This window comes from Shewanella putrefaciens, assembly GCF_016406305.1.
In the GTDB taxonomy this organism is placed as follows: domain Bacteria; phylum Pseudomonadota; class Gammaproteobacteria; order Enterobacterales; family Shewanellaceae; genus Shewanella; species Shewanella putrefaciens_C.
Genome location: NZ_CP066369.1, coordinates 4,389,883 through 4,403,498, shown reverse-complemented (window position 1 = coordinate 4,403,498; position 13,616 = coordinate 4,389,883). Strand labels below are relative to the sequence as shown.

Below are 13,616 nucleotides of genomic sequence, written 5' to 3'. Positions count from 1 at the left end.
GACCCATAGGGATATGGGGAATGTCACTATGATGTCTGGAACATTATTGACCATGTAATCGCAACATTCGATTCTTGTAATCAAGAGCCATATACAGCAGATGCCGCCGTCGAGCCTATAAGGACACTTCTTGTGAAATAAATAGGCGTCGTGTCACTGGGGAAATAATGACAATAAGTGCAGCACACAACTGACGACAAAATTTGTCTTGCTTTGGGGCAAACGTTGTAGAAAAGGCAGTGTATCGATGAGTCAATCAATAAAGGCCAGAGAACGATGCTCTGGCCTCTCCGTTTTTCTAAGTACGAACGGGTGTAGGTGGGTTTTCTACATTAACCCCTCATAGTAACAAATTCCTCGGCACCCGTTGGGTGAATGGCGACAACGGCATCGAAGTCGGCCTTGGTCGCGCCCATTTTAAGCGCCACACCAAAGCCTTGGAGGATTTCATCCATTCCAAAACCAATACCATGAATACCGACGACTTTTTCGTCCTTGCCAGCGCAAACTAACTTCATCTTACAGGCTTGGCGATGGCTGGTGACGGCCGTGTACATAGAGGTAAAGGTCGAGGTATAAACTTTGACGTTATCATCGCCGTATTGGCTACGGGCCTCGGGTTCGGTCAGGCCCATAGTGCCGATAGGTGGATGACTAAACACTACGGTTGGGATCAAGCTGTAATCCATTTTGGCATTTGTCATGCCGTTGAATAAACGCTCGGATAACAGACGGCCCGCTTTAACTGCCACAGGGGTGAGCTCTACGCCGCCCGCCATAATGTCGCCGACACAGTAAATCCCTTTGTGAGTGGTATTTTGCTGCTCGTCCGTGATGACATAACCTTTGCTATCTAATTGAACGTCAGTGTTTTCTAAGCCGATATTGCCAGTGGCGGGTGAGCGGCCAATTGCCCAAATCAGGCAATCGACAGTGACGCTCTCACCATTCTCTAGGCTTAAAGTCAGGCTGTTATCGGCATTTTTGACCACAGCTTTTGGCACGCTATGGGTGTGCAGCGTTGGGCCTTCGGTGGCCATGGCATCGACTAGGGCGTCGATAAGCATAGGGTCGAAGTTACGTAGCGGCGCATGCTTACGCACAAATAAGTGGGTTTCACTACCAAGGGCGTGTAACACACCGGCGACTTCGACCGCGATATAGCCAGCACCTACCACGGCAACACGTTTAGGTTGTTCGTGCAGGGCGAAGAAACCATCGGAGTCGATACCATATTCGGCACCGGGAATGTTCGGAATAGTTGGCGCGCCGCCAGTAGCGATCAGTATATGATCGGCGGTGTAGTGCTCGCCGTCCACTTCAATGGTATTGCCATCCACAAAGCGGCCATAACCATTGAGCAGAGTCACTTTATTGTTCGTAAAACCTCGGCCGTAGGCATCGTGAATACGACCAATATAGGCTTCGCGGCTGTTGACTAATGTATTCCAATCGAACTTACTGACAGTAACGTCGAAGCCATAATCCTTAGCGTAAAGGTGCATAGCTTCGGCGATATGGGCGCCATACCACATGACTTTTTTCGGTACACAGCCTACGTTTACGCAGGTGCCACCTACGTGTTTAGCTTCGATAAGCAGCACCTTAGCGCCACGCATTGCGGCGCGGTTGGCCGAGGCGATACCACCGCTGCCTGCGCCTAGGCAGATATAGTCAAAATGTTGAGCCATGAGTTTCTCCGTCTTACTTCAAGGATGAGATGCTGTAACTGCAGAAAGCCATTGTAGGGTGGATTGTGCTCACAGACCAGCCTATTGCATGGGTTATCGTTTGGGTTAAATCATTTAGCGGCGATACTGGCAGCGGGAGTGATCGTCTCGATTTGGCCCTTCGGCACCACACTTTAAGCATTGCCATTCCTGTTGGCGGGCGCTGAGCTCATCGGCGTGATATTGGCTGGCGTTATCCTGCTTGCTACGCATTTGGGCTTCTAACTGAGACATACGTTGGTCGAGCCAGCGGCAGTTAGGGTTATTTGCGACATGTTCACGGCTGGCAAGCTGTTGTTTGCGAGTGAGTTTTTTCGTTTTAGCTGGTTTAGTCGTTTTTTTAGTCGCTTTGGTCGCTTGGGTTTTGGAGGGGTCTGCCGGGGTAATAGTGGGCGCCGAATACTCGAACGCGCTCTGCGGCTCGCTGGGAATTGCAATCGGCTGACCATTGCTGTCCCGCAGTGTACCTAAGGGCAAAGGTTCGGCCTGTGCCGGTTGTGGCAAAGATACTAAACCGGGGTCGGGTGTCTGACGCGCATTGGCTGACTCTGTTAACAATATAAAAAATATGGCAAAAACCATAAATGCAGTGCGGGTGAAGTATAAATGATGCGCTAACATTCCCTGTTCCTCGGCATAAAAGGGGTGAAGATGAACGTCGCTCCGTCGACGTTTTCAGTGTAGTTAGCGGGTTGGATTTTGCCAAATTCAGCCTAATCCCAATATTGGGATCATGTTGAGCCGGACTTAAAAAGTCATCGAAAAGTGAATACCCGCATAGGTTTGGTCCTGCGAGCCTAAATCGCCGTTGGCCGCGGCTTCTTGTTCAATATCACCCTGGGCAATGCTATGGCTAATATGCCCGCTGACACTCATATTGGGCAGCAGTTGGTAGGCGGCCTCTAGGCCAAATTGTAGGTTGTTTCGACCGTTATGCGCTTCTGTTCGATATTTAAAATCAAATCCTTGGGTGATATATGGGGTAAGAGTGAATTGCTCAGTGATATTCCAATAACTGTGTAAACTCGCCTCGATTAAGTAACCCGCAGCCTCGGTGGAATAGACATAACTCACTGAGGGTACAAGCCATGGTGTGGCCGTGTACACAAGCTCGGTAAAAAATTCGTTATCTTGGCAGCGGTTGCTGCTGTAACCTTCAATGCGTTGATATCCCAGATTGGCTTCTAGGTTGTCAGTCAAATTCAAGCGATATTCGAGGCCGATATTCCACTCTGTGTAGGCTTGGCTATCGCCGCGGCCGACTAAGGCATAGGTGGTTAGATTGCCATATTGGACCGAGGCGTTTAGCCAATAGATGCCACCCTGTGATAAATTATTTCGCCCCTGGGAGATGTATTTACTGTCCCAGCCTAAATCCAAATTTACTGCCCAAGGCTCAATAGGTTGAGTCTGCAATGTGGCACTCGAAAGGCTCTCTGTTTGGGATAAGCTTTCATTCGCACTTGATGTTTGGCTAAGAAATAACAGACCTAAGGTACAGAGGGTGCGAGTGATGGAATTGACTGAGCTGGTGGTCATAGGTTTGCCAATCAGGCTAACGATGTGGATTTGGTGCCGATATTAACTTTGGTGAATCTAATTGTTAATGAGAATGGATCTAATTTGCGATCAACTCATCAAGATTCACTTAGTAAATTAACGGTAAAGATTAATTGCGATCTGGCTCACTTTTTTCGGAGATGATTCTGGATAGGTGACGAGCCGAAGGCGGCAATCGGTTTTCTCGCCTTGATAAATGCGTGATCAGCCCTTATTTATTAGCTACACAGATTGTAGAGGAATCACTATGAGCAACCCTTTGCTTAACGGCGCAACATTACCGCTTTTTTCACAGATAAAACCTGAACATATTCAAGTTGCCGTTGAGCATGCCCTTGCTCAGTGCCGCGCTAAGATTGATGAAGTGCTGCAACACCAAGGTCCCTACACTTGGGAAAATTTAGTCGCGCCACTCGAACAGGTCGACGACGAACTGAGCCAAATTTGGTCGCCTGTTTCCCATATGAATTCAGTGACTAGCACCGATGAATGGCGTGCCGCCCACGATGCTTGTTTGCCGCTATTATCGGAATACGGCACTTACGTAGGTCAACATCAAGGTTTATACCAAGCCTATAAGGCCCTGCGTGCATCGGATGAGTTTGCACACTTGAGCCAAGCCCAGCAGAAGGTGATTGAACACAGCCTGCGCGATTTTGAACTCTCGGGCATTGGCTTAGACGATGCGCAAAAAATGCGTTACGGCGAAATCGTCAAACGACTATCAGAACTCACCAGTGGCTTTTCGAACCAATTACTCGATGCGACCCAAGCTTGGACTAAGTTGATCACCGATGAAGCCGAGCTTGCGGGTCTGCCCGATTCCGCTAAGGCCGCCGCTAAGGCGATGGCCGAGGCCCGTGAGTTAGACGGTTGGTTGTTTACCTTAGACTTCCCCTCTTATTTACCCGTGATGACCTACAGTGAAAACCGTAAGTTAAGAGAAGAGTGCTATCGTGCATTTGTGACCCGCGCCTCGGATCAAGGCCCCAATGCTGGCGAGTTTGATAACAGCCCGCTGATGGACGAGATTCTCGCACTGCGCCATGAATTAGCACAGTTATTAGGTTTTGATAGCTTTGCCGAAAAATCCCTCGCCACCAAAATGGCCGAAACGCCGGCGCAGGTGATGGCTTTTTTAAATGAGTTAGCGCTGCGATCTAAGGATCAAGCTAAGGCAGAACTGGCTGAATTAAGGGCCTTTGCCGAGGCGCATTACGGTGTAACTGAAATGGCCTCTTGGGACTTAAGTTTCTACGCCGAGAAGTTACAGCATCATAAGTATGAGATTTCGCAGGAAATTTTGCGCCCCTACTTCCCCGAAGATAAAGTGCTCTCGGGCTTGTTCTACACAGTATCGCGTTTGTTTGGCCTTAAGATTGTCGAGCAAAAAGACTTTGACCGTTGGCACAAGGATGTTCGCTTCTTCGATATTTTCGACGAAACCGGTGAACACAGAGGCAGTTTCTACCTCGATTTATATGCCCGCACGGGTAAACGTGGCGGAGCTTGGATGGATGACTGCCGTGTGCGCCGTCAAACCTCCCATGGATTACAAAAGCCAGTGGCCTATTTGACCTGTAACTTTAATGGCCCTGTCGATGGCAAGCCTGCGCTGTTCACCCACGATGAAGTGACGACTCTGTTCCACGAGTTTGGCCATGGCATTCATCACATGCTGACCAAAATCGATGTTGCAGGTGTGTCGGGGATCAATGGTGTGCCCTGGGATGCGGTCGAATTACCCAGTCAATTTATGGAAAACTGGTGCTGGCAGGAAGAAGCCTTGGCCGAAATTTCAGGCCACTTCGAAACCGGCGAACCATTGCCTAAAGCCCTGTTAGATAAAATGTTAGCGGCGAAAAACTTCCAATCTGGGATGATGATGCTGCGCCAACTCGAGTTTTCGTTGTTCGATTTTAGAATGCACCATGAATACGACCCCGCTAAAGGCGCACGCATTCAAGAAACCTTAGACGAAGTGCGTCGTCAGGTGGCCGTATTAACGCCGCCGGACTTTAACCGTTTCCAACATGGGTTTGCCCATATTTTTGCGGGCGGATATGCCGCGGGTTATTACAGCTATAAATGGGCTGAAGTGCTGTCGGCGGATGCGTTTTCCCGCTTCGAGGAGGAAGGGATTTTCAACCCAGAAACGGGTCGCCGCTTCCTGCATAATATCCTCGAAATGGGCGGCTCGGCCGAACCTATGGACTTGTTTAAACAGTTTATGGGACGCGAACCGAATATCGATGCACTGCTAAGACATTCAGGCATCGCAGCCTAAACTGGTTAGATAAGTTATTGTTAGTCATGATAAACCAGCCCAGCATATTGGACTGATTATCTCGGGTTAGTGAGCTTAACCAAACGATATAAAGGCGCCATCCGGCGCCTTTTTTGTGACCCAGATCCCGCTTGTTATCTGGTATGACCTCTGTTAGCCTGTGGCTCTTATTTTAAGGGCGACTGGTTATGAATCTGTATTTTCGTTTGTTTTGGTTATTATTTTGGCGCACGCGCCACTGCCGTAAAATTGATTTTCTCGGAACAAGCCGTATTACCTATCGGGCGTTACCGAGCGATTGTGATATCAATTTCCATCTGACTAATTCCCGCTATCCCGCATTTATGGATCTGGCGCGGACCTATATGTTGGCCGAGATGGGTCTGCTAAAACGTTTCTTAAAGTTGAAGTGGATGCCGATAGTTAACGCCGCCGAATTTACCTATATTCGCGATATCAAGCCGTTAAAAACCTTTGAGATTGAAACCAAAGTAGTCGGTTGGGATGAAAAATATTTCTATATTGAACAGCGCTTTGTGAGCGAGCGTGGCCTGCATTGTATTGTGCATGTGCGCGGTGTGTTTGTGTGCCAAGGTAAGCAAGTACCGCTCGATGTGTTAGTGAAAGAAGCGGGTTATACCGATCCTGCCCCCGAATTGCCGCCAGAAGTGCTGAAGTGGAAAGCGTTTTTGCAGTTGAAGAAAGAGCGCAATATGTGATGCCAGTGGAGCATAGCTTAGGCTAAGGTATGCTCCTCAAGCCTGTATCTTCCTCCATCTCTGCGAGTAGCACTTCCTCAAGCACTAACATCCAAGCGCCACGCAGTTGCGCTTGTTGCCAGTAACGGACTAATTCATCTAATTCCAATAGATTCAAGTGTTTAAAGCTATAGCTTAAACAAGGAATGAGCGCGCAGTCGGCTAAGGTAAAACTATCGCCACAAACCCAATGGTTTTGAGCTAAATGGGTATCTAAGCGTTTAAATTGTATGAGTATTTGCTTTTCAATTTGTTTGATTTCAAACTCCCGTTTTTCGTCGGCATGTTTTAATTTTTCCAATTGAAACAATTGATTGCTTATATCGCTATCGATAATTCTATCGAATAGTCTCACCTGCAGATTGCGCTGTGATTCCCGTGGGAGAAGCTGAGTGCCGTGAGTAAAATGCCTGTCTAAATACTCGATAATAATGCTGGATTCGGGAATTAATGCGCCATCTTGTGTTTTAAGCAGGGGCAATTTAGCCGGTGGATAAAAATGCTGAAATGCTTTTCTCGGCAACGGGTCGCGTAAGTCAGTGATACGTGGATAGAAATTCGCTTGTTTTTCATAGAGTGCGATCAGCACTTTCTGTGAATAACGCGATAATGGATGATAAAAAAGCTCCATAGACACTAACTCCAACCCCAGAATTTTACTGACTTTACGCCTTAACTTTAGTCGCAATTACCACGCTTGCTGTAAGAGTTTTCCTAAAAAATGCAGGAATAAACACAATTTTTCGCGGTAAAGCCAAATGATCCATCAAGGGTAAAAATCGGTATTATTAACAACAGATCAAAAGTGTCGGGATTAAATCATTTTAAAGGTAATAATATGAGCCAGTTAGAGCGTTTTTCATCCATTTATGCCAGAGCCAGTGAGCGTAAAGGTGGGCCTGTGGGACTCGAAGCCTTGTTATCTGGTTGCCTGTCCGATGATGAAATTCGCCAGTATCGGGATGCTGAATTATTGTCAGCGATGAGTCGGCAGGTGTTTCAAAGTGGCTTTGTATGGCGGGTGGTTGTTAACAAATGGCCTGAGTATGAAAAATCATTCTTTGGGTTCGAACCGCATAAAGTGTTGATGTTATCCCCTGAACAAATTCAAGCGCGGGCGAGTGATGCGAAACTGATCCGTCATTTAAAAAAGACCCAAGCCATTTATGATAATGCTTTAATGATCCACGATGTTGCTCAGGAACATGGCAGCTTGGCGCAACTGATAGCCGCTTGGCCGACACAGGATATTATCGGTTTATGGGCACTGTTAAAGAAACGCGGCACCCGACTGGGCGGCAACACTGGTCCTTATTTTCTGCGGACTATTGGTAAAGATACCTTCTTATTAACCGATGATGTGCAAGGTTATTTTAAAGCGCACAAGTTAGTCGATGCGGGCTTTACGTCGCAGACCGCGCTTAAACAAGTGCAAGCCGTTTTTAATCAGTGGCAACAGGAATCGGGTCGCTGCTTGGCCGACATCAGTCGTATTTTGGCTTGCAGCGTGGGGGATAATCGCATTTAGGATTTCAGTTTGAGTGCCATAGACTTTATGGTCGGTATCGACTTTGCTGCCGTGGTAACGGAAATCAAAATTCAGCCCGTAGAATACGTTACTCAGACCTAAGTTCCAGTGTCCCCAACCTTCGGCACCTTCACCGCTTAAGTCTTGATAATCATCATCTCAACATTATTTCAAATTATTGGGAGTTGTTAGCGCACCATCATCGTAAAAATAACGTGTGAATAGCCGTGGTACTTGGAATGAACCATTCACGAAAATATGTGAATGAATATGAACAAATGCCTTTAAGCGAGGAATGATTCGCTTTGTAAGCAATATTTGTCATTAAAGAAGTGTTATTTGTGGGAATATGGGTTTCATTTAATGGGGCATAAAAGTTAGATTCAAGTTTGCCCTAAATTGGGCTTACCACTAAAATGGCGGGTTCGAAGGTTTTAGTGCAAATTATATGCGTGATTACTTATGAAACCCTTATCGAAACAGGTAAATAGACTAACTTTTGTCGTCGTTTGCAGGTTATCGATAAGCATTTTTACCGGGTCACGAGCTAAATGGAACAAATTTGCAACATTATCACTATAGAGTCGGCAGTTAATATGCTTTAGATTCTATATTTCTAACAACCTTTGCCATTGTTTACATACTGTTTAAATGGAATAACAACTGATTGAATTTAGTATGACTCCAAGGGTAAATCTTTTCATTAGTTTACACTTTAGTTGGCTAATCTTCCTTGTTGATCCTAATAGGGTATGCGATAAATAAGGGATTTGATTTTAGTTATTATTACGGCCATATCTGCACAAATAAGTGTGTTGATATGTAGGTCGTTCATCTTTGAAGGAGTTCTCATGCGGCAGACAATTAAACTTGCCTCAGTTATAAGCGTGGCGTTATGGATGGCAGCTTGCAGTCCCCAAGAGGAAAAAGCCCATGCAGGCGCTGGGTCGCAGAGCATGGAAGTGGGAATTCTGAATGTTGTCGCTAAGCCACAGGTGATCCAAGTGGAGTTACCGGGGCGGAGTAAGGCTTTCCTCGAGGCAGAGGTTCGCCCACAGGTGAGCGGTATTATCACTAAGCGTAGCTTCGTTGAAGGCGGTACTGTCAAACAGGGCGAGTCATTGTATCAAATTGATTCTGCCACCTATAAGGCCGCGCTCGTGAGTGCGAATGCGGATTTAGCCAGAGCGAATGCGAGTTTAGCATCGGCAAAAGCTAAGGCGTCCCGTTACCAGCAACTGGTTAAAACCAACGCTATCAGTCAGCAGGACTTCGATGAAGCCGAAGCGGCTTATAAAGAAGCGCTGGCGAGCGTGACTGTGGCGGAAGCGGCAATCAATACAGCGAAAATCAATCTGCAATATACCGAAGTATTGGCACCTATTTCTGGTCGTATTGGAAAGTCTAGTGTGACAGCCGGTGCATTGGTCACGGCAAACCAGAGCCAAACCTTGGCCACTATCCAACAACTTGACCCCATCAATGTGGATATCGCGCAATCGAGCGTCCAATTATTACGCCTTAAAGCCAAGCTAAAGCAGGGCAAGTTGCTGGCAGGGGATAACGCCGATGTGCAGTTATTACTCGAGGACGGTTCTATTTATGCTTACCCAGGCAAGTTGCAATTTGCGGAGGTGAGCGTCGATGAAAATACCGGTTCGGTGATCCTGCGTGCCGAGTTCCCTAACCCCGAAGGTATCCTATTACCGGGTATGTATGTCCGCGCTATGTTAAATGCGGGGACAGATCCCCAGGCCATTATGATCCCGCAAAAAGCGGTTACCCGTAACTCTAAGGGTGAAGCTGTGGCTATGGTTGTTAATGATCAGGGTCTAGTGGAAGCGAGAACTGTGACTACTGCGGAAGTGATCAATAATCAGTGGCGCATTACCGCGGGTCTTGCTGAGGGGGATAAGTTGATTGTGGAAGGATTGCAAAAAATCCGTCCAGGTGCGCCTGTAACCCCAAAAGTTATTTCTGAAACGCAAGCACAATAGGGTATAGCTATGGCACGTTTTTTTATTGATCGCCCCATCTTTGCGTGGGTGATCGCCTTAATTATTATGCTGGCAGGGGTGTTATCTATCCTTGGGTTACCAGTATCCCAGTATCCTAGTATTGCGCCACCGACAGTGGTGATCAGTGCTAACTACCCTGGTGCATCCGCTAAGATTGTTGAAGACTCAGTGACACAGGTGATTGAGCAGCGCATGAAGGGGATTGACCATTTACGTTATATCGCCTCTACCAGTGATAGTTTTGGTAATGCTGAAATCACTTTGACCTTCAATGCCGAAGCCGATCCAGATATTGCTCAGGTACAAGTACAGAACAAATTGCAGGGTGCAATGACCCTGTTACCCCAGGAAGTTCAGGCTCAAGGGGTGAACGTTAACAAATCCAGTTCTGGCTTCTTAATGGTATTAGGCTTTGTGTCTAGCGATGGTTCATTGGATAAAAACGATATTGCGGATTACGTTGGTTCTAACGTTCAAGATCCAATGAGTCGTGTGCCTGGTGTGGGTGAAATCCAATTATTTGGTGCGCAGTACGCGATGCGCATATGGTTAGATCCGTTAAAACTCACCCAATACAACCTGACTAGCATAGATGTTATCTCTGCCATTCGTTCGCAAAACGCGCAAGTATCGGCGGGACAATTAGGCGGCACTCCATCGATTCAAGGCCAGGAACTGAATGCGACGGTATCGGCGCAGAGTCGCTTACAAACACCGGAAGAGTTTCGCAAGATCATCCTTAAATCGGATACATCGGGCGCAAACGTATTCTTAGGTGATGTAGCACGTGTCGAATTAGGTTCTGAAAGTTATGCCGTGGTCTCTCTGTACAACGGAAAGCCTGCCACTGGTTTAGCCATCAAGCTGGCAACGGGGGCAAACGCTCTCGATACTGCCGCCGCCGTACGGGAAAAAATTGCTGAGATGCAACCCTTCTTCCCCCAGGGCTTAGAAGTTGTTTACCCCTACGATACAACCCCCTTCGTGGAGCAATCGATTGAAGGTGTGGTGCACACTCTGCTTGAGGCTATCGTACTGGTGTTTGTCATCATGTACCTCTTCCTGCAGAACTTCCGTGCAACCTTGATCCCGACTATCGCCGTACCTGTGGTACTGCTGGGGACGTTTGCGATTCTGTCCTTGGCGGGTTTCTCGATTAACACCTTAACCATGTTCGCTATGGTACTCGCCATCGGCTTGTTGGTGGACGATGCGATTGTGGTGGTGGAAAACGTTGAGCGGGTCATGTCCGAGGAGGGCTTGAGTCCACTCGAAGCGACGCGTAAGTCGATGGATCAAATTACCGGCGCCTTAGTGGGTATCGGTCTGACTTTGTCTGCCGTATTCGTGCCTATGGCCTTTATGTCGGGTTCAACCGGGGTGATTTACCGTCAGTTCTCTATCACTATCGTGTCTGCGATGGCGTTATCGGTACTGGTGGCCTTGATTTTAACTCCAGCACTTTGTGCGACTATGTTAAAACCCCTCAAGAAGGGCCATGGCCATATTGAAACGGGTTTCTTTGGTTGGTTTAACCGTAGTTTTGATAGGCTGACCAGCCGTTATGAGGCTAGCGTTGCAGGGATCATTAAGCGCGGCTTTAGGGTGATGATGATTTATGTTGTGCTTGTCATTGCCGTGGGTTGGATCTTTGTGCGTATGCCGACCGCATTCTTACCCGATGAAGACCAAGGTATTTTATTTACTCAGGCCATTTTACCGACCAACTCAACCCAAGAAAGCACATTGAAAGTGTTAGGGAAAGTCTCTGATCACTTTATGGCTGAGGAAGGCGTGAGATCGGTATTTAGCGTGGCGGGCTTCAGTTTTGCGGGTCAAGGGCAAAACATGGGTATCGCGTTCGTGGGCTTAAAGGACTGGTCGGAGCGTGAAGCGCCAGGCATGGACGTGCAGTCCATTGCCGGCCGTGCTATGGGCGTATTTAGCCAGATGAAGGAAGCCTTTGTGTTTGCCTTCGTACCGCCAGCGGTGATCGAGTTAGGTACGGCGAACGGTTTCGACATGTACCTACAGGATAAAAACGGCCAAGGTCACGACAAGTTACTCGCGGCACGTAATCAAATGCTCGGCATGGCGGCACAAAATCCCAACCTAGTGGGTGTTCGCCCTAACGGTCAGGAAGACGCGCCAATTTATCAATTACATGTTGATCATGCGAAGTTAAGCGCACTCGGTGTTGAAATTGCTAACGTGAACAGCGTACTAGCAACGGCTTGGGGTGGTTCCTATGTGAACGACTTTATCGACCGTGGCCGTGTGAAGAAAGTGTACGTGCAAGGTGATGCCCAGTATCGTATGCAACCTGGGGACTTAGACTCTTGGTATGTGCGTAATAACAAGGGTGATATGGTGCCTTTCTCTGCCTTCGCGACGGGGGCGTGGGAATATGGATCTCCCCGTTTAGAGCGTTTCAACGGCTTGCCTGCCATGAATATTCAAGGGGCAACTGCGCCAGGGTTCAGTACCGGTGCGGCCATGACCATTATGGAAGACTTAGCTAAGCAGCTTCCTCCTGGTTTTGGCGTCGAGTGGAACGGCCTATCGTACGAAGAGCGCCTATCGGGTAACCAAGCTCCAGCCTTGTATGCCCTGTCGATCTTAGTGGTCTTCTTAGTACTGGCAGCACTGTATGAGAGTTGGTCTGTGCCATTTGCGGTTGTGCTCGTGGTTCCGCTCGGGATTATCGGTGCCTTAATTGCTATGAATGGACGCGGCCTGCCTAACGACGTGTTCTTCCAAGTGGGTCTATTAACCACTGTCGGCTTAGCGACTAAGAATGCCATCTTGATCGTGGAATTTGCCAAAGAGTACTACGAGAAAGGTTCGGGCTTAATTGAGGCGACTCTGCATGCGGTGCGTGTGCGTTTACGCCCTATTTTGATGACGTCCCTCGCCTTTGGTTTAGGGGTTGTTCCCTTAGCCATCAGTACGGGCGTGGGCTCAGGTAGCCAAAACGCCATAGGTACAGGCGTGCTCGGCGGCATGATGAGTTCGACGTTCTTAGGTATTTTCTTCGTACCGCTGTTCTTCGTGATCGTAGAGCGCATCTTTAGTAAGCGAGAGCGCAAAGCGAAAGGACAAAAGCCAACATCGGCGGAATAAGCTAAATCCTATTAAATCTAAGCCCTACAAATGTAGGGCTTTTTTTATGTCTATTATCGTTACAAGGATGGATAGCCTGCCTAAGTTAAGTTGGGCATATTGATAAGCGGCGTGCTATTTGGTTGGACTCTTTGGATGCAGTTAAATTATAGAAGAGATAAACTGCGCGCCAAATATCAATCATAATCAGTGTTGTACTATCAGTATTGGAGTGAAATGGTGTCATCGATGGCCAGCCTTGCGACCAAGCAACTTATCGTGGGAATGATATGCCACACCATAGCGCTGGGAATACTGGCCTATGGCGTATATGCATTTTATTGGCAAACCTTAGTGCCGCCCGAATTAACCCGCAGCGTTGCCGTAGCCGTATTTTTTATGGGGATGGGACTCGAACCTAAGATGTTTTTTACGCCGCTCAACCAAGTCCTATTGCAAACCGAGGAGAAGACGATAAGGGCAAAAGTGCAGGCCTTAGTATTTAATCTCGGCGTTTTTCTGTTCATCTGCAGCTTTTTAATGGAATGGTTATATGACTGAGGCTAGCAATCAGTAAAAAAATGGACTCTCGAGGAGTCCAGTATTCACGAGCAAAATTCGGTTGCTCTAATG

10 protein-coding genes are annotated in these 13,616 nt (G+C 47.6%); 6 read left to right on the top strand and 4 right to left on the bottom strand.

Annotated elements, in window-relative coordinates:
* Nucleotides 1–332: 332 nt before the first annotated feature.
* The 3 genes from gorA to JFT56_RS19100 form a co-directional block, all read right to left on the bottom strand.
* A complete protein-coding gene (gorA, locus tag JFT56_RS19110) occupies nucleotides 333–1,691 on the bottom strand; it encodes a glutathione-disulfide reductase (protein ID WP_198781541.1) in 1,359 nt (452 codons plus the stop codon).
* Between the two features lie 114 nt (nucleotides 1,692–1,805).
* Nucleotides 1,806–2,351, bottom strand: coding sequence for a hypothetical protein (locus JFT56_RS19105; protein ID WP_198781540.1), 546 nt, complete (start codon nucleotides 2,349–2,351; stop codon nucleotides 1,806–1,808).
* Between the two features lie 126 nt (nucleotides 2,352–2,477).
* Complete coding sequence (locus JFT56_RS19100; protein WP_198781539.1) at nucleotides 2,478–3,269, bottom strand: hypothetical protein; 792 nt, start codon at nucleotides 3,267–3,269, stop codon at nucleotides 2,478–2,480.
* Between the two features lie 268 nt (nucleotides 3,270–3,537).
* Between JFT56_RS19100 and prlC the strand changes: the two genes are divergently transcribed.
* On the top strand, nucleotides 3,538–5,577 hold the full coding sequence (prlC, locus tag JFT56_RS19095) for an oligopeptidase A (protein WP_198781538.1): 2,040 nt from the start codon (nucleotides 3,538–3,540) through the stop codon (nucleotides 5,575–5,577).
* A 188-nt stretch (nucleotides 5,578–5,765) separates the two neighbouring features.
* Complete coding sequence (locus JFT56_RS19090; RefSeq protein ID WP_198781537.1) at nucleotides 5,766–6,296, top strand: thioesterase family protein; 531 nt, start codon at nucleotides 5,766–5,768, stop codon at nucleotides 6,294–6,296.
* A gap of 22 nt (nucleotides 6,297–6,318) precedes the next feature.
* On the opposite strand, the gene JFT56_RS19085 is transcribed toward JFT56_RS19090, so the two are convergent.
* A complete protein-coding gene (locus tag JFT56_RS19085) occupies nucleotides 6,319–6,966 on the bottom strand; it encodes a glutathione S-transferase family protein (RefSeq protein ID WP_198781536.1) in 648 nt (215 codons plus the stop codon).
* A 207-nt stretch (nucleotides 6,967–7,173) separates the two neighbouring features.
* On the opposite strand from JFT56_RS19085, the gene JFT56_RS19080 reads away from it, so the two are divergent.
* The 4 genes from JFT56_RS19080 (at nucleotide 7,174) to JFT56_RS19065 (ending at nucleotide 13,544) form a co-directional block, all read left to right on the top strand.
* Nucleotides 7,174–7,863, top strand: coding sequence for a DNA-3-methyladenine glycosylase I (locus JFT56_RS19080; protein ID WP_198781535.1), 690 nt, complete (start codon nucleotides 7,174–7,176; stop codon nucleotides 7,861–7,863).
* 851 nt (nucleotides 7,864–8,714) lie between these two features.
* Nucleotides 8,715–9,860 carry an efflux RND transporter periplasmic adaptor subunit gene (locus JFT56_RS19075; protein ID WP_198781534.1) on the top strand — a complete coding sequence of 382 codons (1,146 nt, stop codon included), beginning with the start codon at nucleotides 8,715–8,717 and terminating at the stop codon, nucleotides 9,858–9,860.
* A 9-nt stretch (nucleotides 9,861–9,869) separates the two neighbouring features.
* On the top strand, nucleotides 9,870–13,004 hold the full coding sequence (locus JFT56_RS19070; RefSeq protein ID WP_198781533.1) for an efflux RND transporter permease subunit: 3,135 nt from the start codon (nucleotides 9,870–9,872) through the stop codon (nucleotides 13,002–13,004).
* A 216-nt stretch (nucleotides 13,005–13,220) separates the two neighbouring features.
* Nucleotides 13,221–13,544, top strand: coding sequence for a hypothetical protein (locus JFT56_RS19065; RefSeq protein WP_198781532.1), 324 nt, complete (start codon nucleotides 13,221–13,223; stop codon nucleotides 13,542–13,544).
* Nucleotides 13,545–13,616: the final 72 nt, after the last annotated feature.